The organism is Ferrimonas sp. SCSIO 43195, assembly GCF_023716685.1.
GTDB classification, from domain to species: domain Bacteria; phylum Pseudomonadota; class Gammaproteobacteria; order Enterobacterales; family Shewanellaceae; genus Ferrimonas; species Ferrimonas kyonanensis.
Genome location: NZ_CP072679.1, coordinates 2,413,151 through 2,440,055 on the forward strand (window position 1 = coordinate 2,413,151; position 26,905 = coordinate 2,440,055).

A 26,905-nucleotide genomic window follows, 5' to 3' on the forward strand; every position below is an offset into this window, starting at 1 on the left:
CAATAATTCAGTCGTACCGGACCGTACAATATGCACAGTCGCCTCTATCAGGTAAAAAGCCTTATACGCCTAGCTCTACCCGTTCTCGCCGCTCAACTGGCTCAGACCATGATGGGTTTTATCGATACCGTCATGGCTGGCCGGGTCAGTGCCTCCGACATGGCCGCGGTGGCCATCGGCACCAGCATCTGGCTACCGACCATCTTATTCTTCGCCGGCATATTAATGGCGTTGACCCCTATGGTGGCGCATCTGCATGGCGCCAAGCAAGAACAGAAAATTCGTCCGCTGGTCCACCAGGGAATCTACATGGCCCTGCTGTGCGGTGTGATCGCTATGGGGGTTTTCAGCCAGGCTAACTGGGTTTTAGCACAGATGGATCTGGAACCGCAGCTGTTTGCGCTCAGTCAGGGCTACATTGAAGCGGTTTTGTGGGGTGCCCCGCCCTTTTTGCTGTTTCAGGTGTTAAGAAATTTCAGTGAAGGCCTGTCCTGGACCCTGCCATCGATGATCATCGGTTTCATCGGCCTGGCGGTGAACATTCCTGCCAACTACGTCATGATCTACGGTCACCTGGGCTTTCCCGCCATGGGCGGCGCTGGCTGTGGCGTGGCCACGGCCATTGTGTTCTGGGCGATGTTCCTGTCGATGGCCGCCTATGTGGCCTGGGCCAAGAAATTCCGTCACATGAAGATGTTCAGCCAATGGGGCAAGGTGGACGGTGACACTCAAAAAGCGATTTTTGGTCTGGGCTTGCCCATTGCCCTGGCGTTGTTCTTCGAGGTAACGCTGTTTGCCATTGTCGCCGTGGCCATCGCGCCGCTGGGGGCGATCACCGTTGCCGGCCACCAGGTCGCCGCCAACTTCTCCGGGTTGGTGTTCATGCTGCCGCTGGCCCTGGGGATGGCGGTCACCATTCGTGTCGGTTACTACCTAGGCCAGGATAAGCCCGAGACCGCGGCGTTAGTGGCGCGGCTTGGCCTGCAGGTCGGCCTGGTCATCGCCTTGATCACCGCCAGTTTCACCGTCCTCGCCCGGGATGCGATTGCGCAGCTGTACAGCTCGGATCCGGCGGTATTGCTGTTGGCCGGTCAGCTGATGTTCCTGTGTGCCATCTATCAGTTCTCCGATACGGTACAGGTAGTGGCTGCGGCCAGTTTACGAGGCTATAAAGACACCACCGCCCTGTTGTGGATCTCACTGTTTTCCTACTGGGGCGTGGGGTTGTCCACCGGCCTGGTTCTGGGACTGACCGACTGGCTGGTCGCCCCCATGGGCGCCGCCGGATTCTGGATCGGATTCATCAGTGGCCTGTCTACCGCCGCCCTGTTATTGAAATGGCGCTTGGTGGTGATTCAACGGCGGCTGCGGTTGGCGGCCGAGTTAGCACACTGATGCAAATTCGACCTTTCGAGGACAATGTTTAGTCAAACAGACACTTAACCTGAACATTGGGGTTGTCAATGACCGCGTCTACCCCTAGTATCTAGCCATCGCTTAGCGAGATGCGTCTGTAACTCAGCTGGTTAGAGTGTCACCTTGACATGGTGGAAGTCGGTGGTTCGAGTCCACTCAGACGCACCAGCGATACAACCGTAGCTCAGTTGGTTAGAGCACTACCTTGACATGGTAGGGGTCGGTGGTTCAAATCCACTCGGTTGTACCACATTCCGAAAGCCCGCACAGAGATGTGCGGGCTTTTTTGTTGCCGGTTAGCCGGCATAGAAGCTGGATTTGCGGAACAGGTGCTCGCCGGTTTTGACATCCACGACCACGAATCGAATTGGAGTTTGCCCCTTTTGGGCGTCTTCCGTCAGCGCCACGGTCAGCACGTGGGTCTGGTGTTGCCCCGGGGCCACCGTCATGTAGGCCTCCCCTTCGATGCTCAGTCCGTAGACGCCCTGAACGATGATGCCGTAGGTTCGCGGCTGCTGAGTTTTGTTAAGCGCCTTAAATTTGTAGGTATTCTCAGCAAAGCCCTGATTGTTGATCCGGTAAAGGGCCTGACGATCACGAATCACATTGACCTCAAAACTGGTTCGGGCGTTGGCCCAGGCCATGATGGCCAGCACCGTCAGCAAGACCCCGACTCCGTAGCCCAGATAGCCGCTAACGGAACGCCCGCCCTTGCGCGACGAGGTGAATCGAATCAGGCCTTTGGCATAGTTAAAGCGCGCCATGGTCTGATCACAGGCGTCGATGCACAGGCCACAACTGATGCAGGGATACTGTAGCCCGTCTCGAATGTCGATGCCCACCGGGCATACCTGAACGCACAGATCACAGTCGACGCAATCCCCCTGGGCCGCAGACGGTTTCTGGCCCCGCTTCCTCGGACCTCGAGACTCTCCACGGTCGGCGTCGTAGCTGAGCAAACGGGTATTGTCATCGAACATCGCCGATTGAAATCTCGCGTAAGGGCAAATGTGCTGACACACCTTATCCCGCAACCACCCGGCGTTGACATAGGTGCACAGTGTGAAAAACCCTACCCACGCCTGCACGGTTAACGAAGCATCCAATCCGAAAAATGCCGGATACAACTCAGACACCGGCACGAAATAGGACACAAAGGTCAGGCCGGAAGCCAGTGACAATGCCAGCCACAAAGCGTGCTTAATCCCCTTCTTAGCAAGCTTTTGGCCACTCCAGGGCTGAGCGTCCAAGGCTCGGCTGTGGCTGTGAGAACCTTCGACTCGACGTTCGAGCCAGTTAAACATCAGGGTCCACACCGTTTGTGGGCAACTGAACCCGCACCAGATGCGACCGTACAACTTGGTGGCAGTAAACAGCAAGAACGCGGCCAGAATGAACAGCAACGCCACAATCATGAGATCCTGAGGGAACAGAGACAGCGAAAACAGATCCAATCGCTGCTGAGCCAGATCGATCAGTATCGCCTGATGGCCCTGATACTGCAGCAGCGGCAGCAGCATAAACAGACCGATGAGCCCGACATTCAGGCCCCGGCGTATCCGTTGCAGCCTGCCCTGCTGCTCTCTGATGTAGATTTTGCCCTCGGAGACACCGCTCCTGAAAATAATCCTTTGATTTGACGTGGGTAAGGGTTTCACAGTGACTCCAGAAAGTGCTGAACCTGGCGAGAGTGTACTGACCCTATTTGTCATTCATAGATACAACAAAATAAAATATAATAGGTACAGATTGAACGCCTCAAGGCATCAGCATGTCCAAGTTTCTGTACCAACAACTGGCCAGCTCACTGAGTGAACGCATCCACTCTGCAGAGTGGTTGCCCGGCGACCGGCTGCCGTCGATTCGACAGCTTAGCCAGCAGCATCGAGTTGCCAAAATTTCGGTTCAAAAGGCGCTGCACGCCCTGGAAGCGGCCGGCCTGGTGGAGGCCAGGCCCCGCAGCGGCTATTTTGTCGCCCAGCGTCAACACGTCACCGTGGCAACTCACGCCCACTTTGTGCAAAAACCACCGCAGTTGATCCAGGTGCCCGAGATCTTCCACGAGATCATGGCTCGCAGCGCCGCGTTTGATCTGTGCCCCTGGGCGCCATTACCGGAACCTCAACCCAGCCTGGAGCGTCTCAATCGCCACCTTGGACGCGCCATGCGTCAGCAGCCCAAGCAAAAAGCGTTCTACTACACTGGACCGGAAGGAAACCTGGCACTGAGGCAACAGATACACAGCCATTACCGCAGCCGCCAGTGTGCCCTTGACGTCAATGAAATCTGCATCACCTCTGGCTGTCAAAACAGCTTGTTTCTGGCATTGATGAGTTGCTGTGAGCCCGGGGACGTGGTGGCCGTGGAGAGTCCGGCGTTTTATGGGGTGCTGCAACTGCTGCAGCAATTAAAACTCAAAGTGGTTGAGGTGCCCGCGTCCCCTACCCTGGGACTCAGTGCCGATGCCCTGCAACCGGTGTTGCAACAATGGGACGTTAAAGCCTGCGTGGTTACCCCCAATTACGCCACGCCGACCGGGGCCTGCATGCCTGCAGCGGAAAAGCGCCGGCTGGTTGAGTTGACGCTGAGTCACGACTTTACCCTGATCGAAGACGACATCTACGGTGACCTTGGCTTTCATTTCCAACCAGAACCGCTGAAACGATTTGACACTCACGGCCGCGTCATTCTGTGCAGCTCATTTTCAAAGTCGCTGTCACGGGATTTGCGCATTGGTTGGATCAGCGGCGGCCGCCACCATGATCGCATCGTGCACCTGAAACTGATCAATCAGCTGGCCAGTGGCCAGGCGTTGCAGGAGGGGCTGGCCAGTTTTATGGCTGAGGGGCATTTTAAGCGCCACCTGGTTCACCAGCGGCAACAGCTAAAGCACAACCGGGATCGCCTGTTGGCGGTATTGAACCAGCAGTGGCAGGTGCCGTTTCGCTGCACCCAACCTGAAGGCGGCATGTCGCTGTGGATCGAACTGGCACCAGAACAAGACACCAAAGCCCACTACCAGAGCCTGCTCAGAAACAACATCGTCATTACACCCGGCGCCCTGTTTTCTGCCAATGGTCAATATGCTCACTATCTCAGGCTGAGTTTTGCCCACTCGCCGCAAGGGCCCCGTTACGATGCGCTGATGCAACTGAACCGGGCGTTTTCGAATCCCGGCTGACTCGACAACTCCGTGATCTTGATCACGATCAATGCGACGCGGAGTTTTACCCGCGGGGCGAAACCGCGAGCGTAAAATAACCAATGAGGAATCACAGCGGTGATAGCCGGCGCTTTGCTGGCATCGCCCATGGACTGACAGGAGGAGAATATGAATCTGTTTCCCCGTGACTCTTTGTTTGACTTCTGGCCACTGATGGAACGCCGACGCGAACACAGTGATGAGGCCGTTAATTCCCTTGGGATGCCCCGTATCGACATTGTCGAACAACAAGGCCACTACCTGCTCAGCGCCGACTTACCCGGCGTGAAAAAAGAAGACGTGGCCATCACCCTGGCCGATGGCGTACTGCGCATCGAGGCTCGTCGTCGTCAGCAACATCAAGTCGAAGACAAACATTTTATTCGAAAAGAACGTCATGAAGGGGTGTTTATCCGCAACATCGAGGTGGGTGATGGCCTCACTGTTGCCGACATCGACGCTCATTTCGATAACGGCGTGCTGTCGCTGACCCTGCCAAAACTGGAACCCAAGCAAACGGTACCGGATCGGGTTGAAGTGCACTAGTGACAGTCAACTGAAAAAGGCTGCTCCAGCAGCCTTTTTTTCTTTAAGGCGTTTAAAAAACAGTGTTCTGCATGGGTGACAGTGGCTACGAACAGGTCTAAAATTCGAGCCCTTACTCTAAAGTCAGATTTCTGTTCGAGGCGCCAATGTTAGTCCGCCGTCCTAGCCGCGGTTTTACCCTGATTGAACTGGTGGCAGTGATCATCGTTCTGGCCATTTTGGCCGTGACTGCCCTTCCCCGTCTCACCAGCCTGACTCCGGAAGCTCACCAGGCGGTGTATCAAACCGCCTTTTCCGACTTCAGGGCTGCCGTGAAGCTGTATCACAGTGGCTGGCTGACCAACGGCACCCAGGCCGCCGTTACCGATCTTGCCAGTTTTGGTGACGGCAATGTCGACAGTAACGAGCAAGGCTTTCCCGCCGGCACCAATTACAACGGCACCCTGACCGGCACCAACTGCGGCGAGCTGTGGTCCGGTTTGCTGAACTCCGACCTGGAGACCCGAACCGCCTCCAACGGCAGTTTCGATGGCGACACCAGCACTCCGATAAAATACTGGTATCGCTCAGGCCCCTCTGCCTGTTACTACATTTACGTGGGTGAAAAAAACACCACCGGTGTTGACCTGCCGACACTGACCTACACCCTTGAGACGGGTGAGACCGAGATTGGAATGTCATCGTACAGCAACGGCAGTTAGGGCGATAAAATACCCGCACTTTTATCAGGGTCAACTAAGCTGATTAGGGTTTAGTTGGCCCTTTTGCTTTGGAGGCGGGTATGCGCATCCTATTTGCCCTTGTGTGTTCGCTATTGACCGGCCTGGTACTGGCACAGGAGAGTTGTGAGTCTTGCCATGCCAAGGTAACACCACTGATCGTCGAGGACTGGAAGAACAGCCGACACTTTGACAATGAAATCGGCTGCGATCTGTGTCACGAAGGCGATCACAGCAGTGCCGATGACGTCGGTAACCTCAGTACCATTACCGCCGATACCTGTGGCGCATGCCATGGCGAACGGTTAGAGCAGTTTTCCAAAGGCAAGCACGCCCTCTCCTGGGCGTCTGTCAATGCCATGCCCACCACCCACGCGCTTCCGATGGCCCTGAATCAGGGCATGAAAGGCTGCACCGGCTGTCACAAACTGGGGCTGAAGAGCGACGAAGAGATCGCGGCCCTGAAGCAGGCTGGCAGCCAGTTTGGCCACGCATCCTGCGATGCCTGCCACACCCGTCACACCTTTTCGGTGAAAGAAGCGCAGCAACCTCAGGCCTGCCAAACCTGCCACATGGGGTTTGATCATCCACAGTGGGAGATGTGGTCGTCGTCCAAGCACGGGGTCCGCTACCTGCTGAAACAAAACGGCACCCTGCCGGAATCTACCCCCGCGCCAACCTGTCAGACCTGCCATATGGTCGATGGTGACCACGAAGTCCGCACCGCCTGGGGTTTCCTGGCCGTTCGCCTGCCATTGTCCGACGACCCCCAGTGGCAAGCCGATCAGATCACCATTTTGCAGGCATTGGGAGTGCTGGATAGCAAAGGCGAGCCGACACCACGTCTGGAGGTGGTTAAGGCCGCCGATGTGGCCAGGTTGACCAAGGAAGACTTCGATCGCGAACGCAACAAGATGCTCAAGGTGTGCGGTGACTGCCACTCCGCTAATTTTGCCAAAGCTGAGCTGGATAAGGCCGACGCCCTGATTCGGGATCTGGACCACCTGCTGGCCGAGGGGATTCGGGAAATTGCCGCCCTGTACCAGGAAGGGGTATTGACCAAGCCCGAGTCTTACGCCGAGGCGTTCCCGGATCTGCTGACCTTCCATGATGCCCCCACCAGTATCGAACAAACGCTGTTTGAGATGCACCTGAAACATCGAATGCGCGGTTTCCAGGGGGCCTTCCATGCCAACCCGGACTACGCATTGTGGTATGGCTGGAGCGAGATGGTCAGGGATCTGCAGGAGATCAGGGAGAAAGCCGAAGAGATGCGCCGCAGCCACGGACAGGCCAAGGCCCAGTAATCACTGGCATGCCCGGCGACCGCTCACCGATGCGGTCGCCGGGCACCGGTAAGGCTAGCCGTTACCGTACCGGTGCAACCGCAGGTGATCCATCTGCGGCGCAGCCATCTCATCGACCCAGCGTTGCCAACTGAACGGCCACATGGCCGGATCACCGTCCTTATCCAGATACCAGCTCTGACACCCTCCTAACCAGACGGTGCCTTTCATGCCGGCTTTTAGGCTTTGGTTAAACGCCTCCATGGCGCTGGTGCGGGCGCTGACGGCATCAAACCGGCGTTGTTGCCATTGTTGAATCAACTGCAGCAGGTAGTTCACCTGGACTTCACTCATGGCGATGACGGAGAAGTTGCCTATGGGCGTGTTGGGCCCCAGCATCAAGAACAGATTGGGAAAACCGGGGATCAACAGCGAGCGGTAGGCCTGAACTTTATGGCGCCATTGCTGTTCTATGGTCACGCCCCCCTCGCCGATGACCACCATGGGTCGCATAAATTCAAAGGGGCGAAAACCGGTGGCCAGTATCAAGGTATCCAGTCGGTGCAATTTGCCGTCGTCGGTGACCACCCCCTTGGGCACCACTTTGCGGATGGCGGCGGTTTCCAGGCTCACCGTATCGCGCTGCACGGCGCGATAGAACTCGGAATTAATGATCAACCGTTTGCAACCGACGGTGTAATCCGGGGTCAATTTTCGCCGCAATACGGGGTCTCGCACACTGAATTTCAGGTTAAGCTTACACAGGGTCGATATGATCCAGTGGGGAACCTTGCGACCAATAACCGCCTTTGAAAACAGGTGACTCAGCAGCAACTGGTGGCTCCAGCGTACCAGGCGTTGCAGCGATGGCAGCCGCCGCAGCGCCAGTCTCGTTGTCGGGCCAAAACCCGGGTTACTCAGCCTCATGATCCATTGCGGCGTACGCTGAAACACGCTGATGTGCTGAGACCGGTCGGCCAGCGCCGGAATCAGCTGACAGGCGGTGGAGCCGGTACCGATCACTCCGACCCGGGTGCCGTCCACCGGTGCCGATTGTGGCCAACGGGCAGTATGAAAGCAGGCGCCCTCAAAAGAATCCAGTCCGCGTATATTGGGGTAGCAGGGATGATGAAGAATACCGGTGGCACAGACAAAAAAGTCGGCCTGGTAGGTGTGACCGCAGTCGGTTTTTAAGTGCCAGCGACCGCGGCGGTATTCACTGTGAACCAGTTGCTGGTTAAACCGGGTTACCGTTCCCAGACCATAGGTGTGAAACACTCGCTCAAAATACGCCTGAATCTCTTCACCGCTGGCAAAACGGCGCTGCCAATCCGGGTTCGGTGCAAAGGAGTAACTGTAGAAGTGCGACGGCACATCACAGGCCACACCAGGATAGCGATTTTCACGCCAGGTACCGCCCAGGCTCGAGCGCTTTTCCAGAATCAGCAGATCGCGGATTCCCGCCTGCCGAAGCGTGATGGCGGTCAGAATGCCGGTCATGCCCGCCCCGGCAATGACCACCCGAGGCTGCCTCTGTTCACCAGTAGTGTGCGGTTTGGTGCCACCTTGAGTCATGATTGTCCCTTTTGGCCAGAGCCGGTTTCAGTTCACAAACGGGTACCAAAGCTAACCGGTGGTCGCCGGGATTGGAATGGTCACTGCGGTCGGCCATTGTGATTATCGGCCAAAGCAACTAGGGTAATGGAGTCAAGGAGGACACATGGACAGTGTTAAAGCGATTCGAAACGCCATCGACGCGGTTGCGCCCCTGGGGCTGAATATTGACCTGATGCTGCGCAACGTCGGTCTGACGGCCCAAGATCTTGAGAATGAGACTACCCCTATCTCGCGGTGGCAACACGTGGATTTCTACCGTCAACTGGCTGAGAAGTCACACGATCCGGGCATCGGCCTCAAACTGGGACAGGGGTTTCGTATCGAGAGTTACGGGGTGCTCGGCTATGCCATCTTGGCGGCACCGGATTTTCGTGCCGCTCTCAATGTGGTCTGCAAATACGCCAACCTTACTTTTACCTTGTTTGATTTCGATTTTCTCAGCGATGACCAGGCGATAAAGTTGCGCCTTCACGGCCAGCCGCTGAATGAACAGCGATTGCATCAAATTTTCTCCGATCGGGATCTGGCGGCCATCAAGCAGGTGGCGGATGGGCTGTTCGGGCCTGACTTTGCCCCAATCGCGGTAAAACTCAATCACCGCGGCAGCGAGGACACTGTCGACTACCAGGCTCATTTTGGCTGCCCGGTGTCCTTTGATCACCACTGCAACGAGATGTGGTTTAGCCTGGCATGGCTGGATCGGCCCATGCCGGATCGGGATCAAGTGGCCTTTGCCGATTGCCTGGCCCGGTGCCAGGCCCAAAGCCTGACGCTGGCCAACAATGATCTGGCCGCTCGAATCGACGCTCACCTGAAGCGGCAGCCGTTTCAAATGCCAACAGCGTCGCAGATGGCGTCGATGTTGGGCATTGCCGAGCGCACCATGCGGCGACGATTGGCACAACATAAGCTCAGCTACCGCCAACTGCTGAATCGGCACCGCGTCGAACAGGCGCGTGAGATGTTAAGACAAGGAGAGCGAGTCGACGACATCGCCGACCGCCTCGGCTACAGCGAAACGGCCAATTTTTCCAACGCCTTTAAGCGCTATAGCGGCGAAAGCCCGACCCATTACCGCCAGCGTCATTCCCCGACCCGGCTGCGCCGAACTGAGCCATAGGCCGTGCACGCTTTCAGGTAGCCGATAACCGTCGCAACCATAAAAAGCAAACAAAAAAGCGAGGCGCCAGGCCTCGCTCGTGGTCGGTGTTACCGGGTTAGAACACCTCGTTGCCGGTGGTCTCGCCCTTCATGTACGCCTTGATGTTGCCCAGGGTGGTCTCGGCAATCTGATCCAGCGCCAGGTCGGTGAAATAGCCCTGGTGACCGGTAACCAGCACGTTCGGGTAGCTCAGCAACAGCCCAAACACATCGTCGTGAATGACCTGACCGGACAGGTCACGGAAGAACAGATCCCCTTCCAGCTCGTACACATCCAGGCCCAGATAGCCCAACTTACCGCTTTTGAGCGCCTCAATGGCGTCAGAAGCATTCACCAACGCTCCCCTGGAGGTGTTGATCAACATAACGCCTGGCTTCATCTTGGCGAAGGCGTCGCGATTGATCATATGATTGCTCTCCGGCGTCAGCGGACAGTGGAGACTGATGACGTCGGATTCCTCATACAAAGTATCCAGATCCACATAGGTGGCTCCGAGTTCGGTAACCACATCAGTTGGATAGGGGTCGTGACACAGGATCTTACAGCCAAACCCACTCAAGGCTCGAATGGTAGCCTGGCCAATTTTACCGGTACCGATGATGCCGACGGTTTTGCTGGACAGGTTGAACCCCAGCAATCCCTCCAGGTTAAAGTTGTGTTCACGGATTCGAGAGTACGCTTTGTGCAGTTTACGGTTGAGGCACAGCAACATGGCCACCGCATGTTCGGCTACGGATTCCGGCGAATAGCCTGGTACCCGGCTGACCACAAAGCCGCGACGCTTGGCTTCTTCCAGATCGATGTTGTTGAAGCCAGCGCAGCGCAGCGCGATCATCTTGATGTTGGCTTTGTCCAGCTGTGACAGCACATCAACATCAACCATGTCATTCACGAAACAGGAGATCGCATCGTAGCCCTCCACCAATTTTGCAGTATTGGCGGTCAACTGGGTTTTGTAAAAGTCCAGCTCGAAGCCATAGTTGCTGTTGGCGGCGTTCATGGAATCCTTGTCATAGGATTTACTGCTGAACACGGCAATACGGGCTTTGGTCATTTTGGGGTCCTCGGGTGCAATGGAATACGCTTATTATGGCCCATATCACACCGTCGCAGTGCGCAGGGATTAAGCGGTCAGCCATTTCAGTTTTAATTTTACTTGCCATGCTACCCTGCTCTCATTAGTATTACGACCCGTTCGGTACTGCTTGGTCAGTATTTGACTATACACCTGTAGCTCAGCTGGTTAGAGCACCACCTTGACATGGTGGGGGTCGGTGGTTCGAGTCCACTCAGGTGTACCAAATTCGCGTCTGTAACTCAGCTGGTTAGAGTGTCACCTTGACATGGTGGAAGTCGGTGGTTCGAGTCCACTCAGACGCACCAAATTGCAAAAAGCCCGTCCTTGAGACGGGCTTTTTGCGTCTATAGCCTCACTTTTCTGATCCCCAAGCCGTTTCTTCCGTAGTCTGCTACTTGGCCACTGTCATGGCACTGTCTCATCGGTGCGTCATCCTCTGCCCCGGGGCCAGCCTCGACTTTGGCTACACTGTATTGACTACAAAAGAAAAACGGACTGCTAATGATGAAACGGAATGCTCAGACCCTGTCCCTTTCCGGAACCGACACCAACTCAAAACGCCAGGAGCTCAGTGACTATTTCCGCACCACCTGGGCGTTGTACGAATCCCTGTTTGAAGTCATCAACAACGATGACGCGTTTTACCTCAAGCCAGAGCCACTAAGACACCCATTGGTGTTTTACTTCGGCCATACCGCCACCTTCTTTATCAACAAATTGACCCTGGCAAAATGGCTGCCGCAGCGGATTAACCCAAAGTTTGAGTCGATGTTTGCCGTTGGCGTAGACGAGATGTCCTGGGACGATCTGGACGAGCGCCACTATCAGTGGCCGCGGGTACAAGAGGTTCGCCGTTACCGAGAGCAGGTAAAAGACACCCTGCTGCATTTCATCGACACCATGCCCTTGACCCTGCCCATCACTCCGGACTCTCCGGCCTGGGTGATTCTGATGGGCATCGAACACGAGCGCATTCACCTGGAAACCTCATCGGTGATCATCCGGCAGTTGTCGCTCGAACACATCAGCCCTCACCCTCAGTGGCCGGCCTGCCCGTTGACCGGCATCGCCCCGGACAATCCGATGATCAGAGTCGAGGGCGGTCCCCTGACACAGGGCCGGGGCCCCCACCGCGACAGCTATGGCTGGGACAACGAGTATGGTTGTCAGCAAGTGCAACTGGAGTCGTTCCAGGTGTCCCGTTTTCTGGTTTCCAACCAGGAGTTTCTGGAATTCGTCCAGTCAGATGGTTACCTGCAACAGCAACACTGGTGCGACGAAGGCCAGGCCTGGCTGAAATTCACCGCCGCGCGCCATCCCAGGTTCTGGCAGCGCCAGGGAGAGCAATGGCTGCAACGCAACCTCACCGAGCTGGTGCCCTTGCCGATGAACTGGCCGGTTGAGGTGAATCAGCTCGAAGCCAAGGCGTTTTGTAACTGGAAGGCGGCCCAGCTGAAGCAACCTCTGCGTCTGCCCACCGAGGCGGAATGGCAGAAGCTGCGACAGGGCCAGGAAGACAACAACCCCAACTGGTCGACGATTCCCGGTAACCTGTTGCTGGATAAGTGGGCCTCCTCCTGCCCGGTGGACCTGTTCGACCACAATGGCATTTTCGATGTGGTGGGGAACGTCTGGCAGTGGACCGAAACCGCCATCGACGGGTTCAGTGGCTTTGAAGTTCACCCTCTTTACGACGACTTTTCCACCCCAACGTTCGACGGCAAACATACCCTGATGAAAGGCGGCTCCTGGATCTCCACCGGCAACGAAGCCCTGGCCGATTCCCGTTACGCCTTTCGTCGTCACTTCTATCAACATGCGGGGTTTCGCTACGTGATCTCTCATCAGCCAGTGTCTGACACTCAGTACACCAACACCTATGAAACCGACGCCCTCATCGCCCAGTATCTGGAGTTTCATTACGGCCCCACCTACTTCGATGTGGCAAACTTCCCCCAGACCGTCGTCAATCTGATCACTCCCCATATTCGACAACAGCGCAGAGCGCTGGACATCGGCTGCTCCGTTGGTCGAGCCAGCCTGGAGTTGTCCCGTCGCTTCGAGCACGTCGATGGCATCGACTTCTCGGCTCGGTTCATTCAGCAAGCCTATGAGTTACTGCAGCGGGGTGAGAAACGCTACACCGTTGCCTGCGAGGGGGATCTGGTGGACTACAAGCAGGTCACCCTGAGTCAACTGGACTTCGCCGAGGCACCGGCCAATGTCCGCTTTGTTCAAGGCGACGCCTGCAACCTCAAACCCCAGTTTGATGGCTATGATCTGGTGTTGGCGTCAAACCTAATCGATCGTCTGGCCAATCCGAGGCAGTTTCTCAATGCCATTCCGGCCCGCATCAATGACGACGGCCTGTTGGTGATCGTCAGCCCTTACACCTGGCTGGAGGAGTTTACCCCCAGGGAACAGTGGTTAGGTGGGCTCAAGGTGGATGGCGAAAATTACACCACCGACCAGGCATTGCAGGAGATTCTTGGTCATCGGTTTGAGTTGTTGCAACAACACCAGGTGCCGTTCGTCATTCGGGAAACGGCACGAAAATTCCAGCACACCCTGGCTCAAATGAGCATCTGGCGAAAAATTAGCAACTAACTGGGGAGTTAGTCGGCAGTCACCCGGTCAGGCATTGCACCCTGGCCGGGGTTAGGGTGTAATTCCCGCCCCTGTTCGTGACCGCCTGACTGCCATGTTGCCCCTCAAACGTACACTTTTAGGACGCCTGCTGTCGCTGTCGTCACTGGAGATCCACGCCGATACGGCAGGGTTAACTCTGGTTCAGGGCAAACGTCGCCAGCAACTGCAATGGCAACAGATAACCCGCCCTGTACAACTGGACAGTGGCCTGCTTTTTACCAGTGCACGGATTGAGGCGGATAACGCCGAACAGCGCCATTTTTGGCTGTCGAAACGTCAGGCTCAGGCCTGGTTGACTGCCACCAACGCCCTGTGGTTGTCGGCCCGGGCACCATTGCTAAAACGCCAGGCTGCCTCTCTGACCGCCTGTCTGCAATCGGGGTACATGCCCTGCTCCCGCTGGCAGCAACTGGTTGCCGACGCCGCCGAGATGCGAGCGATGTGGCCGGACAGCCTCAGCAAGGACGATCTGGCATTGGAATACCACGGCGACCTTGGCCTGATCCAGCAGTTGTCAGACGCCAGTCCGGCTACGTTACGGGCGCTGCGCCAACACAGTGTCGACACCGAATGCCGTCGTTACCAGGCGCTGTTTGATACCATCGAATCCAGCCCGCTGACCCCCAAACAGCGCATCGCCTGCGTGACCCACAATGATCATAACCTGGTGATTGCCGGTGCCGGTAGCGGCAAGACCTCAACCCTGATCGGTCGCGTCGCCTACCTGCTGGAAAGCGGCCAGGCCCGGGCCGAAGAGATCGTGATCCTGGCCTACGGCAAACAAGCGGCGCAGGAGCTGTCCGAGCGGCTGGCCAAGCGACTTGGGCAACGGGCCAAGGCCGTGACCTGCACCACTTTTCATGCCTTGGGGCTGGCCATTATTCGCCAGACCAGCGAGGCCCCCCCGACGCTGTCGCCACTGGCCGGCAGCGCCTCTTTACGACAGTCCTTTGTGTCCGAGCAGATCAGTACTCGCCTGAAACAGGTCGAGTTCAAACGCGCGACGGTAAAAGTACTGGAGTCGGATCCCAGTCTGCACCCAAATGCCGGCGTATTGCCGCTTTACCGGCAGCTGAAAAACCGCGGTTTGGATCTCAACGCCCGCTTGTTATTTTGGCAGCAGCAGGGCGCGGTCAAACGGTTGCTGACTCTGTTGGCCGATCTGCTGCTGGAGTTCAAGGGGCATCGTGGCCGGTTGGGCTCGGTGAGCCGGCGGGAACTCGACCTGTTGACCCCCTTGCTTATTCCACTGCTGGAGGCCTACAACCGCCAACTTCGGCTCAATAATGAGATCGATTACATCGACATGATCGATCAGGCCCATCGGGCCGTTCGCAGTGGCCGATTTACCAGTGAGTGGCGTCATCTGCTGGTGGATGAGTTTCAGGACATCTCCCGTGCTCGGGCCATGTTGCTACGCAGCCTCAGCCGTAACGCCCGCAGCCTGTTTGCTGTCGGCGACGACTGGCAGTCCATCTATCGATTCAGCGGCAGTGACGTCAGCCTGATGACGGGCTTCAGTGACTTTTTCGGCCCCACCTCCACCACCTTGTTGGATAAAACGTTTCGCTTTGACGATCACCTCAACCGGCTGGCGAGCGCCTTCATCAGTAAAAATCCGGCCCAGTTGCCAAAAACCATGACGACCCACAAGCGAGCGACCGCCCCGTCGCTGACCTTGGTGTCAAATCAACAACCGCTGACCGAGCTGGTTCAGGCCATCGCTTCGCGGGTGAAATCGGGCCAAAGTGTCTATTTCCTGGCCCGATTTAAATTTCAGCTGCCCGATACCAACAGCCTAGCAGCCCTGGCAAACCAGTTCCCACAACTGCATTTTCGTTGCGACAGCGTTCACGCCAGCAAAGGCCGCCAAGCCGACATTGTGGTGCTGTTGATTCCGGCGGGTGACCAACACGGTTTTCCGCCGAGCCGCCGTAGCCACCCCGCCAAAGAGGCGATGCTGGCAGCAGCAGAGTCCTACCCCCACGCCGAGGAGCGGCGCCTGTTCTACGTTGCCCTTACTCGAGCCAGCGACCACCTGTACCTGGTGACCGACCCCGTTAACCCCGGGCCCTTTGTGACGGAACTGCGGGAACTGATGGAAACTCCACCAAAACCAACGGCTAATTGATTGTAAATTAGACTTCTTACCTGTGCGTTGATAGGGTCATACTTAGGCCCTATCAATCGGACAGCTGCCCATGGAACGGTGTGACTACAGCCTGACAGTCGAGCCACTCAGTGAACTGCACCTGCTGATCCGCTGGGCACAGCCGGTGGTTCCGTCCCATCAGCGATGGTGTCAGTTGAGTCTCATCAGCCTGGCAGAGACGCTGCGGGCGCACCCCTGGGTTGCCGAGGCCGTCGCCGGCGACCAGAGCCTGGCCATCGAATGCACCCACCCCGGCTGCCAAAACCGTGTTGAGGACTTTCTTGCAGGCGAACTTGCCCTGTGTCCGTCGCCCTCCGCCTCGCACCGCTCCCACCTCATTGAAGTCCGTTACGGCGGCGAGTGGGGGCCGGATCTGGCCTGGGTAGCCCAGCAGTGCGGCTGTGATCAACAGACGCTGATCCGGCGTCACACCCAAGGCAAATACTGGGCCGCCTTCGTGGGCTTTCAACCCGGATTTGCCTACCTGGAGGGACTGGATCCCAAATTGCAACTGCCGAGGCGCTCGACCCCTAGGCTGCGGGTAGAACCCGGCAGTGTGGCCCTGGCCAGCCATTACTGCGCCGTCTACCCGGCGGCCTCCCCTGGTGGCTGGCACATCATCGGCCGAACCGATCTGACGCTGTTTTCTGCCTCACAGACGCCGCCGGCGCGGATTCAACCGGGCGATGAGGTGCGGTTCATACAGGCAAGCCATCATGATTAACATCCTCAGCGCCGGACCACTGGTTACCCTTCAGGACCGGGGGCGTCATGGTTTGCGTCATCTGGGCGTTACCACCGCCGGCGCCATGGACAGCATCGCCTTTGAAGCCGCCAATGCGGTCGCCGGAAACCGTCGTCCGCTCACCGCACTGGAGATTCCGCCGGTGTCGCTTGAGCTGGAGTCGGACTCCCCGTTGGCGATCGCCTACAGTGGACCGGCTCACACCCTGTGCTGCGACGCCGAAGGGCGTCGGCAGTCCTGGTATCCGAATTGGCGTTATTCACTCGAACCCGGACAGCGGCTTAGGCTTACACCTAGCGGTCAGGGCATGTACGGCTACCTGGCCGTCGCCGGCGGGGTCGAGGTGGCGCCGCAGCTTGGCAGTGTTGCCACCGACCTGCAAGCCGGGATCGGCGGGCTCAATGGCCGGGCGCTTCAGGACGGCGATCGATTGCCGGTTGGCCCATCGCCGACCCACCCGCCTCGCCACCGGGGCATTCGGGTTCCCGGCTATGACGCCACCTTAAGGTTTATCCCCTGCTCCAGGCTGGCGGAGAACACGCCGTCGCGCTTCGACTGCCGACTCTCCTCCAGCGTCAGCAGAATGGGAGTGCGGCTGCAATGCCAGAGTGGTTTGCCTTCGGGCTATGGCGATGCGTCGGTTGGGGTGTTTGCCGGGGCGATCCAACGGCCTTCAGACGACACCGCCATCATACTGACCGCAGACTGCCAGACTACCGGTGGCTACCCACTGCTCGGCTATTTGGCCAGGGCGGATCTGCCGAAGTTGGTGCAGTTGGTTCCCGGTCAAGCCTGTTGCCTCAGCGCCATTACCTCGGCGCAAGCGGCGGTGGCTCTGGCAAAACATCAGCACTGGCGTCATCAGCTACTATGGGGGTTGTATGCATCTTGATATCAATGTCGACATCGGTGAAGGCTTTCCTTTCGATGAATCGCTGCTGCCCTGGGTCAGTTCTGCCAGCATCGCCTGCGGAGGCCATGCCGGCAACCGAACGACCATGGAGGAAACCGTGCGTTTGTGTGTCAAACACCGAATCCGCATCGGCGCTCATCCGTCCTTTCCCGATCGGGCTAACTTTGGTCGCCAGCCGATGGCCATGGATGCCACCGAATTGCAGCTCAGCTTAGCGCAACAAATCGGTCATCTGGAGCAGATCTGCCGCAGCCATCAGGTGGCGCTGCACTACGTAAAGCCCCACGGTGCGCTGTACAACCTGGCGGCCTTTGACGATGAATTGGCCGGTGTATTATGCCGAGCGATTATTGCCGGCAAGCGGCCCCTGACCCTGATGGGCTTGTCTGGAAGCCGGTTGCTTACCGAGGCACAGCGCTTCGGACTGCCGACGCTGGCAGAGGCGTTTATTGATCGCCGCTATCAGGATGACGGCACCCTGGTGAGTCGTCACCAGGACAACGCCATCCTCACGGAGCCGAATGAGATTGTGACCCAACTGGAGCACCTGGCGGTAATGGGGCAGGTTCAATCTCAGTCGGGTCGACTGATTCCGCTGCGGGTGGACAGCCTGTGCCTGCACGGCGACGACCCGGAAGCATTGAACCGGGCGATGCTGGCGCATCAATATCTCACGAATTTGGGGTTTTCAATAGCTTGTGATTGATTTTCAGCATGTGTCGCCTTTATAGTCACATCTATGAACAGGCCTTATTGAATCAATACGATGGACCGACAACAAATCAAATGGGATCAGCAGCTGCGATTTCGCCACATCGAGATCATCGCCCTGTGGGAGGGCCGCCTGACCACCAAACACCTGTGCCAGAGTTTCGGCATGGGCCGGCAACAAGCCTCCAGAGACATTAACCGCTACCTGAGTCTGGCGCCGACGGCCTTGAAATACGATACTCGACTCAAAGGCTACAAGCCCAGCGCCTATTTCAAACCCAGGTTCAGTCAAGGCGAATTTGGTGAGTACCTGCAGTTGCTGGCGGAACAGCAACTGCTGCAGCGCAGTGGTTTCGAATTGTTGGCCCTGAACCGGGCCGCCACCGAGTTGGTGGCCATGCCCGAGCGCTATGTGGATCCTGCCGTAGTGCGGCTGTTGCTGACGGCGGCAAAGGGAGCAACCCGGGTTAAAGTCCAGTACGCCTCCATCGCCACCGGCCAGGTCAACGAACGCCTGTTCGTTCCGCACACCCTGGTGCACGACGGCTTTCGCTGGCATTTACGCGGCTATTGCGAACAGCACAAACGCTATCTGGATTTGGTACTGAGCCGAATTCGAGGCGTGCCCAAGCTGTTGTACCGAAGCGAGCAGGGGCAACAATGCGACGTAGAGTGGAATCAGTGGCTGACGCTGACCATCGAGCCCAACCCCATTTTCTCGGCGGCGCAGCAGGAGGTCATTGCCATCGATTACGGCATGGAAGCGGGCAGCTTAAGCATCACCTGTCGTAAAGCCCTGGCAGACTACCATCTGCGCCGGTTGCAGATCTCCACCCCGATTCAAGGTTTTGATCCCAACAGTCAGTTACTGGTCGTGAGTGACCGTCGGCCGGTGCCAGCACCGGCCGACTCCTGAATCAGCGCCGGGTTGCGCAAGCGGCATTTACCGCATCAGACAGCACCGGCATAAAGGTCAGTACGCCGTCGATGGGGCTGACCCCGGCCTTGGCCAATGCCTTCATCGGCTGAAACTGCAAGTCGGTAATCACCAGGCGGGTGCCGTTAAGGCGGCACTCCTCAACCAAGCGGTTCAATGCCGACAACCCACCGGCATCGAGGACCGATACCCCGTTCATAAACAAGATCACCCCGGTTTTGCCTCTGGATTGCAGTCGAATCTCAGCAAAGATGCGATCGGCGGCGGCAAAAAACAATGGCCCGTTGATCTTCAGAGCGATCCAATCCGCGGGTAAAGGTTGCTCCACGTAGCGGCGGTTGTCACTCAAGTCGTGCAACCGGGTCATCTCGGCAATCTCTTTCATAAACAGCAATGCCGCTAACACCATGCCGGCGCTGATGGCGACCACCATATCGAAGGCCACCGTCAGCAAGAAGCAGCACAACAGCACCAGCACATCGCTGCCGGGCGCCCGCCGCATCAGCGCCAGCGCTTTGGGCGCTTCACTCATGTTCCAGGCCACCACCAGCAGCAGCGCGGCCATCGCCGGCATCGGCAAATAAGACAGGGCTTTGGATAGCCCTAACAGTGCCAGCAGCACCAGCAGGCTGTGCACCACGGCCGACACCGGACTGATGGCGCCGGCTTTGACATTGGCCGCAGAGCGGGCGATGGCAGCGGTTGCCGGGATGCCGCCAAACAACGGCGCGATCAGGTTACCGATCCCCTGCCCCAGCAATTCGCTGTTGGCACTGTGGCGACTGTTGGTCATGCCGTCCACCACCACCGCACACAGCAGCGACTCGATGGCCCCCAACATGGCGATGGCCATGGCGGAGGGCAACAACGACTGAATCAGTGACCAACTGATGGCGGTTTCATCGCCGCCCCGGTGCCAGGGCCAGTCCAGCGTCGGAGGCACAGGGGGAATGCCCTGACCCAGACTGCCATCGGCATTCAGGTAGTGAAAGCGACTGCCGATGGTTTCAATGCCCATGCCGGCCTGATTCAACCACCAGCACACCAGGGTCGCCAGCAACACCGCTGGCAGATGCGCCGGAACCGGCAGTTTGAGTCTTGGCCACAGCAACATGACCACCAATGTCAGCGCGCCAACGGCCAGGCTTGGCAGGTGCAATTGAGGCAATGCCGTCGCCAACGACACCACTTTTTGACCGAAGCCATGGGGCAGTTCGCTCAGGTTAAGGCCAAAAAAGTCATTTAACTGCAAGGTGGCGATGACCACCGCAATGCCGGAAGTGAACCCCAGGGTGACAGATTCGGGTATGTACTGAATCAGTCGACCCAGCCGCAGCAGCGCCATGATGATCAGGATAAGGCCAGACATCATGGTGGCCACCAACAAGCCGGTGAGGCCGTACTGCTGCGAGATGGGAGCCAACAACACCACAAAGGCCGCCGTCGGCCCGCTGATGCTGTAGCGGCATCCCCCGGTCAGTGCAATGACGATGCCGGCAACGATGGCGGTGTACAAACCGTACTGCGGCGCCACCCCACTGGCGATGGCCAACGCCATGGACAGAGGAATCGCGATAATACCGACCGTGAGCCCAGCCAGCAGATCGCGGCTGACCTGACGGCGGCCATAGGGAGAAGAGACACAGGCATCCATAAACGCATGCCCCAGCCTGAGAGAGAACAGGTGAGTTCGATGTGACACAGTTGCTTCCAATGAGGAAACCCGTTACCCCTTGCGGCGCCGGTCATGACAGCGAGCAGGGCAAATAAACGGGCGAAGTACCAGAAAGGCCGATTAGTGTAATCCCTGCGACCCTACCCCATTGTGACACTCTGCACAGTTTTGCATGCCCCGTGCTCAGGCTCGGATTTATGCCGTTGATGTGATCCCGGTGTCGACGTCGATGACTTCAAGGCCGCCATCCGTGGTGGTTAGGTCAGCCCCTGCTCCAATGTCGCATCTCGTAACTTCAACTGATTGAGTGGCTTAGGCGTAGCAATACCGAACCCTTGCGCATAATTGACCCCAATGGCCTCCAGCAACGCCAGCGTCTGTGGATCTTCAACGCACTCGGCCACCGTGGCCATGCCCATGGAGTGACCGATGTTGTGAATCGCCTCGACGAACGCCCGGTCCTGGGCATCGGTGCCGATGTCACGGACAAAGTTGCCGTCGATTTTCAAGTAGTTCACCGGCAGCGCCTTGAGGTAACCAAAGGAGGACATGCCGGAGCCGAAATCATCCAGGGCAAAACTGACCCCTTTGGCCCGCAACGACTGAATGAACTCACTGGCCTTGGTCAGGTTGGCGACCGCGGCGGTTTCGGTGATCTCAAAACAGAGTTGCTGCGGTTTCACTGCTGAGCGGTTGAGGCGCTCACAGAGGAACTCGGTAAAAGCAGGATCGCTGATGGATTGTCCCGACAGGTTGATGGAACAGATGCCGACGCCCTCCAGTACTTTCGGTCGCTGTTCAAGGAAAGACAGGATCAGCTCAATCACGTGGCGATCCAGGGCGGTGGCCAGGTGGAAGCGTTCCGCCGCCGGCATAAAGGCGCCGGGCGGGACGGTTTGTTGCTGTTCATTCTTGAGTCGCAGTAACACCTCAAAGTTGGTCTTGCCGTTGGAGGGGCTCGACAAGGCGATCATCGGCTGCTGATACAACAGGAACCGGTCGTTCTCCAGGGCCGATTTGAGCTGGCTGGCCCAGGACATCTCCCCCTCTCGCTGACTGGTGGTGTGATCGGTATCGGTAAACAGGTGGATGCGATTGCGGCCGCTGTCCTTGGCGATGTAGCAGGCCAGATCGGCCCGCGCCAGGGTGGCGTCATAATCGCCGTTGCTTGCGCCAGTAGGAACCACACCGATGCTGCAACCGAGTTCAAACACCTTGTCATGGGATACGAATCGAAACTCCTTGACCGTAACCCGAATGGTCTCGGCCATGGTCATCGCCTGCGCCTCACTACAGTGGGTCAACAGCACCCCAAATTCGTCACCACCGAGCCGAGCCAGGGTGCCGTTGTCCGGCATTTTACTCTGCAGTATGCCCGACAACTGAATCAGCAGCTTATCGCCGGCCAGGTGGCCACAGGTGTCGTTGACCAGCTTGAACTGATCCAGATCCAGGTACAGCAGATAGTGAGTGCCCTGAGTCAAGGCCCGGGTGCAGCGCCGCTCAAACTCGGCGCGATTGATGAGGCCAGTCAGGCTATCGTGACAGACTTGGTATTCCAACTCTGACGCCAGTTCCGTCAACTGGGTGACGTCATGCATCACCACCACCACCCCTTCGGTGCGGCCGGACACCTCGATGCGACTGGCACTGCATTGCAGGTAATAGACCTTATTGCCCCGGGAAAGCGAACCATGCAGCAGGCCCGGATCGCCACCACCCAGGGTTTCGGTCATCATCTGAGTCAGACTGTCCGCCAGAGGCTGGGCCCCCTGACTGTCATTGGCTCGAGTCAGAATCTGCGCCAGAGGCTGGCCTTTGGACTCAGGGGTGGTCAACACCAAAAATCGTTCCGCGGTTCGATTCAGGCTCTGTACCCGCCCTTCCCTATCCAGGGTGATGACGCCGTCGGCGATGGAATTGAGAGTAATCTGCGAATACTCCTTTTCCCGGTACAGCGCCTCTTGGGCCAGGCTCAGATCGTCAAAACGCTCGGCCAGGCGCTGATTGGACCGTTGTAACACCCGAATGCCCGCAAACAGGCCACAACCGACGATGAAACACGCGATGACCATCAATAGAGTTTCCCGTTGCAGCCGGGCTTCGCTGGCAGCAACGTGCAGCCGGGTTCCATGGCCAGGTACCACTAACTCCCGCCCGACGCCTCGCTCCAGGTGCAGCTCACTGCCCTGGGAGGGAAAGCCAACGGAGATGGCGTAGTTTGATGCCAGCGACGCCGGCACCACCGCCTTGACCAGCCTCGATACGTCGTACACCGCCGCAAACAACCCCTGAAACTCGTTGCCGCGATAGATGGGGTACCAGGTTTCAAATGAGTACTTCCCCTGAATGTTCTTAAACAGCCGGGTGTGGGCGGGGCTGCGGGTGTCCCGGGCGGTCACCGCCGCCTCCAGCGGGGCATCCAGGCTGATGGCCAACCCCAAAATCTGATCATTGCCCTTATGGGGCGTCACCTCCTGAATCACCAGGTCGGCGCTGACCCAATTGATGTTCAGCAGCTCCGGGTGATCGGTAACAAAACGGCCACCGCGCTCAATAAACTCGTCGGTACTGAGCTGATTCTGGCGGTATTCCTGGCTGAGCAGGTACAGGTAATTCTGGTTGTCCTGAATACGTTGGTAGATCAGCCGACGAACGTGGTCCGCCACTCGAGCCGATTGCAGCAAGGTGTTGCGTTGCTCCATTTGGTGATAGGCGATGATGCCAGCAACGCTGATGCAGATCAGCGCCGACGCCAATGCCGCCGGCGTGTGCCAGCTGGTGGCCTGACGGCGCACCATCGCCACGGCGGTCAACAGCAACCCAAACAACAGCAACAGGCTGATGGCCCAGGTTTCCAGAGTACTGGCGGAGACCTGCTCCCTTGGCTTCAGGCTGATTTGCCACTGGGTATTGGCCAGCTTCAGGGTTCGCTTGAACGCCTGCGGCTCATCAAACAAATTGCGGTCGCCAAGCACCACCGCGTTCTGATCTTTGGCCAGGGAACGGATGGCGAACTGAAACTGGCTCTCCATCGCCTTGAGGCCAATCTGCTCCGCCATCTTGTCCCAGCTCATCACCACCACCGCCAGTCCCCATAGCTGGGTTTGAGCCGCATCCAGGTAGATAGGCTGACGCATGATGAAGCCGATGCCGCCCTGGCGCAGATGGTAAGGGCCAGCCAGGGTGGCGCGATTGCTTTCCAGTGCCCGTTGAGTCTGCTCACGACGATTGGGATCATCGAGCAGGTGATGACCGATGGTCGCTTCATTGCCGCTGAGAGGATAGGTATGGCTGATCACCAGGTCACGAGCCAACTGAATGGCGGTGAGATCGCCGTTGCCGGCAAACAGCTCCTGCGCGGCCTGATCAAACTGAGCCGGCGTCAGTTGTGGGTTGTTTCGAACCACCTGACTGATGGCATCGAGCAGATAACGCTTGTTATTCAGCCGGGCTTGCAGTTGCTCAGCCATGGCGACCATTTGCTGCTGCAAGGTCGAGGGGGCAGTTTGAGCCCGGGCAGCGGAGGTCAGTGCGACCACCAGCAGTAACACCATTGCCAGCGGCACCCACAGGGCGCGAAAGCGATGAGGCATGAACTCAGATCCCCAAAATTCAAGTCAGGAGTCAGACAGACTCATTTGTTATCCGTTTGTTGTGTGCGCAACACTACTAAACATGGGGTTCCAGCTCAATTGAATTAGCGAATTACCCAAACTTAACGGGTTAATGCACAGAAGATTAACCCTCTCTGCCTTGGGCCTTACTGGCCCAAAGGGCCCGGATTTGCCTGACAATGCCCTACTTTGGGGTATTGATCCGCTTTTCCCAGGCGCTAAGTTTGCGGCTATCGGCGGCAATCTCGTTGATCAGCGCCTCAATCAACTGCGCCTTTTTTAATCGCTTCAGATGTGCGACCAACCATGACGGTGCCTGTTGCTGCGCAGACAATGCCAGGGCCACGGCGACGCAATGCTTACAAAACTCACTGTGTTCCGACGCCGGACAGGAGCACTCGCCGTCGATGACTCCCTTCTCCAGGCTCAGCGTCACCGAGTAGCGCTCCCTTCCCTCAACCACACCGACCACCTGATCGCCAACGCGGGTAACCTGAGTCACCCGGCCCTCGTTAAAGTAGTTCTGACCCCGCACCGCACTGCGATGGCCGGCCAACTGCTCCAGAATCGTAAAGTCCATATTCCCTCCTCGTTCAGCTAATTAAACCAAAAATCACCCGGCAAGGCCCGCGTTTACTAAGCGCAAATCATACGGCTTGTCGACGGGCGATAACATTCCACCGGGTTGCCCTTTGGGGGCAAGGACTCAGGCGGGTTTTGCGCTTCACCCCTAACCGCACCCCCTGCCAGCAAGTTGAACCCCGCTCGGCAATTAGTGATGCGCTTCACAACAACCATGACCGAGACTAAGTTTACCCCTGGCCCGCGGGTATGATGATCCAATAACTACCATGGCGTTTAACCGGGAGTTCCCTCGATGCCAGAGCGTAAACGACAACGAATTCAATCACTCATCGATACTCTGAGTCAGGGCTTACAGGAAAGGGAACAGACGGTCGCCATCGCCCTGCTCGGCGCGCTGACCGGCCAGAACACCTTCCTGTACGGGCCTCCGGGCACCGCCAAAAGCCTGTTGGCCCGGCGCATCGCGTCGGCGTTCAATCACGACAGCTACTTCGAGTGTTTGATGAATCGCTTTTCCACTCCGGAAGAGGTGTTTGGGCCGGTGTCCATTCAGGCCCTGAAGCAGGATCAGTACCACCGCAAGACACAGGGCTACCTGCCGACGGTGGATTTTGCGTTCCTGGATGAGATTTGGAAGTCCAGCCCGGCCATCCTCAATACCCTGCTGACCCTGATTAACGAGCGCCTGTTCCGAAATGGCGATGACATTGAACCTGTGCCCCTGAAAGCCCTGATTGCCGCCTCCAACGAAGTTCCTGAGCCGGATCAGGGCCTGGACGCCTTGTACGACCGCTTCTTGATTCGACTCATGGCCCAGCCCACCAGTCAGTGGGACAACTTTGCTTCCCTGTTGCAAAGTCGACCGGTATCGGCCGAGGTAGACATCGCCCCGGAGCTCAAAATCAGCAATGGCGAATGGCTCGAGTGGCAACAGCAACTTCACCAGGTGCAGCTGTCCGACGACTGTCTGGGAGTGATCAAAATTCTCAAGCAGCAACTGCAGGAGCAAGCCGAAGCCCTGGGGCTGTATGTGTCGGATCGGCGCTGGCAACGGGCCGCCATGCTGCTCAAGGCATCGGCCTTCTTTAACGATAGAGACCACACCAACCTCAGTGATGCCCTGTTACTCAAGCACTGCCTGTGGGCTCAGGAGGAGGATCATCCCAAAGCGGTAAAACTGGTCCACGACGCCATCTTTGCCCTAGGCTGCCCGCAGGCGGCCGCCATCAGCGAGTTGTATCAGCAGATCGACGACTGGGAAACCGCGCTGCACACCCTGCTGTTCCATCAGGAGGATGTGTACGAAACCGTGGATTTCTATCCTCAACAGTACTTCTTTGGCGGCAGCGAGGAGCGGCAACGTAAGAATCAATCCAACTTCTTTTACGTCAAGGCGATGGCCACCTACCAACACGGATTGGCGCGTCGCGAACCGGTGTATCTGGATTTCTACGTCCATCAGGAACAGATGAAGTCGCCCCGGCCGTTCCACCCCATGGATACTCTGGGCAAGGCGATGGAAACCGTTCAGTGCCGATTCGATGAACACGGTGCCATGGACATTAAATACAACGACAGCGGCAATTTCGACAGCAACGCCTACGTGGTCAACCGCTTCAAACCGACGGTGAAGTTTCGTCAGGGCGAGCGCCGCGAAAAACGCGACGAGGCCGCCCTGAACCAGCTGCTGAGCGAACTGGACAACAGCCATCAATTGCTGACCCGTACCCTGGCCGAGGTCACCGAATTTCAACAGCACTATCAGCACAACCATGTGTCGCCATTTGTTACAGAAGCGGAGACCGACGTTGTACACTGCGGTCTGTTACAACAACTGGGGGATCTGGAGCTGAACATCATGAAATGCCAACAGCTGCAGGAACTGAGTCACTGAT

The 26,905-nt window shown here is 57.6% G+C and carries 19 protein-coding genes and 4 tRNA genes; 17 read left to right on the forward strand and 6 right to left on the reverse strand.

Annotation, left to right across the window (positions count from 1 at the left end; translation table 11 throughout):
• Window positions 1-30: 30 nt before the first annotated feature.
• The 3 genes from J8Z22_RS11410 (at window position 31) to J8Z22_RS11420 (ending at window position 1,666) form a co-directional block, all read left to right on the forward strand.
• Entirely contained in the window at window positions 31-1,395 is a 1,365-nt protein-coding gene (locus tag J8Z22_RS11410; RefSeq protein WP_028112915.1) for an MATE family efflux transporter, read from the forward strand.
• Between the two features lie 112 nt (window positions 1,396-1,507).
• Window positions 1,508-1,584: transfer RNA gene (locus J8Z22_RS11415), tRNA-Val, on the forward strand.
• 5 nt (window positions 1,585-1,589) lie between these two features.
• A tRNA-Val gene (locus J8Z22_RS11420) sits at window positions 1,590-1,666 on the forward strand.
• A gap of 46 nt (window positions 1,667-1,712) precedes the next feature.
• Here J8Z22_RS11420 and ccoG read toward each other — a convergent pair.
• Window positions 1,713-3,074, reverse strand: coding sequence for a cytochrome c oxidase accessory protein CcoG (gene ccoG / locus J8Z22_RS11425; RefSeq protein WP_252006483.1), 1,362 nt, complete (start codon window positions 3,072-3,074; stop codon window positions 1,713-1,715).
• A gap of 113 nt (window positions 3,075-3,187) precedes the next feature.
• On the opposite strand from ccoG, the gene J8Z22_RS11430 reads away from it, so the two are divergent.
• From J8Z22_RS11430 to J8Z22_RS11445, 4 genes are all read left to right on the forward strand, one after another.
• Complete coding sequence (locus J8Z22_RS11430; RefSeq protein WP_252006484.1) at window positions 3,188-4,597, forward strand: PLP-dependent aminotransferase family protein; 1,410 nt, start codon at window positions 3,188-3,190, stop codon at window positions 4,595-4,597.
• A gap of 150 nt (window positions 4,598-4,747) precedes the next feature.
• Window positions 4,748-5,164, forward strand: a complete 417-nt coding sequence (locus J8Z22_RS11435; protein WP_252006490.1) for an Hsp20/alpha crystallin family protein — start codon at window positions 4,748-4,750, stop codon at window positions 5,162-5,164.
• A gap of 146 nt (window positions 5,165-5,310) precedes the next feature.
• The gene (locus J8Z22_RS22145) at window positions 5,311-5,865 is read left to right on the forward strand and encodes a prepilin-type N-terminal cleavage/methylation domain-containing protein (RefSeq protein ID WP_305881797.1); all 555 of its coding nucleotides are present in this window, start codon (window positions 5,311-5,313) and stop codon (window positions 5,863-5,865) included.
• Between the two features lie 80 nt (window positions 5,866-5,945).
• Window positions 5,946-7,190 (forward strand): multiheme c-type cytochrome, encoded by a 1,245-nt coding sequence (locus tag J8Z22_RS11445; protein WP_252006492.1) that lies wholly within the window; start codon window positions 5,946-5,948, stop codon window positions 7,188-7,190.
• Between the two features lie 54 nt (window positions 7,191-7,244).
• Here the strand turns inward: J8Z22_RS11445 and J8Z22_RS11450 are convergent, their stop codons facing one another.
• Complete coding sequence (locus J8Z22_RS11450; RefSeq protein WP_252006493.1) at window positions 7,245-8,744, reverse strand: NAD(P)/FAD-dependent oxidoreductase; 1,500 nt, start codon at window positions 8,742-8,744, stop codon at window positions 7,245-7,247.
• 145 nt (window positions 8,745-8,889) lie between these two features.
• Between J8Z22_RS11450 and J8Z22_RS11455 the strand changes: the two genes are divergently transcribed.
• Window positions 8,890-9,906 carry an AraC family transcriptional regulator gene (locus J8Z22_RS11455; RefSeq protein ID WP_028112909.1) on the forward strand — a complete coding sequence of 339 codons (1,017 nt, stop codon included), beginning with the start codon at window positions 8,890-8,892 and terminating at the stop codon, window positions 9,904-9,906.
• A gap of 97 nt (window positions 9,907-10,003) precedes the next feature.
• Here J8Z22_RS11455 and J8Z22_RS11460 read toward each other — a convergent pair whose 3' ends face one another.
• On the reverse strand, window positions 10,004-11,002 hold the full coding sequence (locus tag J8Z22_RS11460; protein WP_252006494.1) for a 2-hydroxyacid dehydrogenase: 999 nt from the start codon (window positions 11,000-11,002) through the stop codon (window positions 10,004-10,006).
• A 170-nt stretch (window positions 11,003-11,172) separates the two neighbouring features.
• Between J8Z22_RS11460 and J8Z22_RS11465 the strand changes: the two genes are divergently transcribed.
• The 8 genes from J8Z22_RS11465 (at window position 11,173) to J8Z22_RS11500 (ending at window position 19,112) form a co-directional block, all read left to right on the forward strand.
• Window positions 11,173-11,249 (forward strand) — tRNA-Val (locus J8Z22_RS11465).
• 5 nt (window positions 11,250-11,254) lie between these two features.
• A tRNA-Val gene (locus J8Z22_RS11470) sits at window positions 11,255-11,331 on the forward strand.
• Between the two features lie 196 nt (window positions 11,332-11,527).
• The gene (ovoA, locus tag J8Z22_RS11475; RefSeq protein ID WP_371877963.1) at window positions 11,528-13,633 is read left to right on the forward strand and encodes a 5-histidylcysteine sulfoxide synthase; all 2,106 of its coding nucleotides are present in this window, start codon (window positions 11,528-11,530) and stop codon (window positions 13,631-13,633) included.
• Window positions 13,634-13,727: 94 nt separating this feature from the next.
• Window positions 13,728-15,806, forward strand: coding sequence for a UvrD-helicase domain-containing protein (locus J8Z22_RS11480; RefSeq protein WP_252006496.1), 2,079 nt, complete (start codon window positions 13,728-13,730; stop codon window positions 15,804-15,806).
• Between the two features lie 70 nt (window positions 15,807-15,876).
• Window positions 15,877-16,551, forward strand: a complete 675-nt coding sequence (locus tag J8Z22_RS11485) for an allophanate hydrolase subunit 1 (protein WP_252006497.1) — start codon at window positions 15,877-15,879, stop codon at window positions 16,549-16,551.
• Window positions 16,544-17,464: a biotin-dependent carboxyltransferase family protein gene (locus J8Z22_RS11490; protein WP_252006499.1), complete on the forward strand. Its 921-nt coding sequence runs from the start codon at window positions 16,544-16,546 to the stop codon at window positions 17,462-17,464. The genes J8Z22_RS11485 and J8Z22_RS11490 overlap by 8 nt, the downstream gene beginning before the upstream one ends.
• Complete coding sequence (gene pxpA, locus J8Z22_RS11495) at window positions 17,454-18,191, forward strand: 5-oxoprolinase subunit PxpA (RefSeq protein ID WP_252006500.1); 738 nt, start codon at window positions 17,454-17,456, stop codon at window positions 18,189-18,191. Before J8Z22_RS11490 ends, pxpA begins: the two co-directional genes overlap by 11 nt.
• Before the next feature lie 60 nt (window positions 18,192-18,251).
• The gene (locus tag J8Z22_RS11500; protein ID WP_035415788.1) at window positions 18,252-19,112 is read left to right on the forward strand and encodes a WYL domain-containing protein; all 861 of its coding nucleotides are present in this window, start codon (window positions 18,252-18,254) and stop codon (window positions 19,110-19,112) included.
• Window position 19,113: 1 nt separating this feature from the next.
• Here the strand turns inward: J8Z22_RS11500 and dauA are convergent, their stop codons facing one another.
• From dauA to J8Z22_RS11515, 3 genes are all read right to left on the reverse strand, one after another.
• Window positions 19,114-20,835, reverse strand: coding sequence for a C4-dicarboxylic acid transporter DauA (gene dauA, locus J8Z22_RS11505; protein WP_252006502.1), 1,722 nt, complete (start codon window positions 20,833-20,835; stop codon window positions 19,114-19,116).
• A gap of 230 nt (window positions 20,836-21,065) precedes the next feature.
• Entirely contained in the window at window positions 21,066-24,404 is a 3,339-nt protein-coding gene (locus J8Z22_RS11510; RefSeq protein ID WP_252006503.1) for an EAL domain-containing protein, read from the reverse strand.
• Between the two features lie 205 nt (window positions 24,405-24,609).
• Window positions 24,610-25,005 carry an SWIM zinc finger domain-containing protein gene (locus tag J8Z22_RS11515; RefSeq protein ID WP_252006505.1) on the reverse strand — a complete coding sequence of 132 codons (396 nt, stop codon included), beginning with the start codon at window positions 25,003-25,005 and terminating at the stop codon, window positions 24,610-24,612.
• Between the two features lie 297 nt (window positions 25,006-25,302).
• On the opposite strand from J8Z22_RS11515, the gene J8Z22_RS11520 reads away from it, so the two are divergent.
• Window positions 25,303-26,904 carry an AAA family ATPase gene (locus J8Z22_RS11520; RefSeq protein ID WP_252006507.1) on the forward strand — a complete coding sequence of 534 codons (1,602 nt, stop codon included), beginning with the start codon at window positions 25,303-25,305 and terminating at the stop codon, window positions 26,902-26,904.
• The last annotated feature ends 1 nt before the right edge of the window (window position 26,905 follow it).

Excerpts from the sequence above, each read along its gene's own strand:
- J8Z22_RS11410 (WP_028112915.1), top strand. The coding sequence starts at position 31 with ATGCACAGTCGCCTCTATCAGGTAAAAAGCCTTATACGCCTAGCTCTA.
- J8Z22_RS11430 (WP_252006484.1), top strand. The coding sequence starts at position 3,188 with ATGTCCAAGTTTCTGTACCAACAACTGGCCAGCTCACTGAGTGAACGC.
- J8Z22_RS11435 (WP_252006490.1), top strand. The coding sequence starts at position 4,748 with ATGAATCTGTTTCCCCGTGACTCTTTGTTTGACTTCTGGCCACTGATG.
- J8Z22_RS22145 (WP_305881797.1), top strand. The coding sequence starts at position 5,311 with ATGTTAGTCCGCCGTCCTAGCCGCGGTTTTACCCTGATTGAACTGGTG.
- J8Z22_RS11445 (WP_252006492.1), top strand. The coding sequence starts at position 5,946 with ATGCGCATCCTATTTGCCCTTGTGTGTTCGCTATTGACCGGCCTGGTA.
- J8Z22_RS11450 (WP_252006493.1), bottom strand. The coding sequence starts at position 8,744 with ATGACTCAAGGTGGCACCAAACCGCACACTACTGGTGAACAGAGGCAG.
- J8Z22_RS11455 (WP_028112909.1), top strand. The coding sequence starts at position 8,890 with ATGGACAGTGTTAAAGCGATTCGAAACGCCATCGACGCGGTTGCGCCC.
- J8Z22_RS11460 (WP_252006494.1), bottom strand. The coding sequence starts at position 11,002 with ATGACCAAAGCCCGTATTGCCGTGTTCAGCAGTAAATCCTATGACAAG.
- ovoA (WP_371877963.1), top strand. The coding sequence starts at position 11,528 with ATGATGAAACGGAATGCTCAGACCCTGTCCCTTTCCGGAACCGACACC.
- J8Z22_RS11480 (WP_252006496.1), top strand. The coding sequence starts at position 13,728 with ATGTTGCCCCTCAAACGTACACTTTTAGGACGCCTGCTGTCGCTGTCG.
- J8Z22_RS11485 (WP_252006497.1), top strand. The coding sequence starts at position 15,877 with ATGGAACGGTGTGACTACAGCCTGACAGTCGAGCCACTCAGTGAACTG.
- J8Z22_RS11490 (WP_252006499.1), top strand. The coding sequence starts at position 16,544 with ATGATTAACATCCTCAGCGCCGGACCACTGGTTACCCTTCAGGACCGG.
- pxpA (WP_252006500.1), top strand. The coding sequence starts at position 17,454 with ATGCATCTTGATATCAATGTCGACATCGGTGAAGGCTTTCCTTTCGAT.
- J8Z22_RS11500 (WP_035415788.1), top strand. The coding sequence starts at position 18,252 with ATGGACCGACAACAAATCAAATGGGATCAGCAGCTGCGATTTCGCCAC.
- J8Z22_RS11510 (WP_252006503.1), bottom strand. The coding sequence starts at position 24,404 with ATGCCTCATCGCTTTCGCGCCCTGTGGGTGCCGCTGGCAATGGTGTTA.
- J8Z22_RS11515 (WP_252006505.1), bottom strand. The coding sequence starts at position 25,005 with ATGGACTTTACGATTCTGGAGCAGTTGGCCGGCCATCGCAGTGCGGTG.
- J8Z22_RS11520 (WP_252006507.1), top strand. The coding sequence starts at position 25,303 with ATGCCAGAGCGTAAACGACAACGAATTCAATCACTCATCGATACTCTG.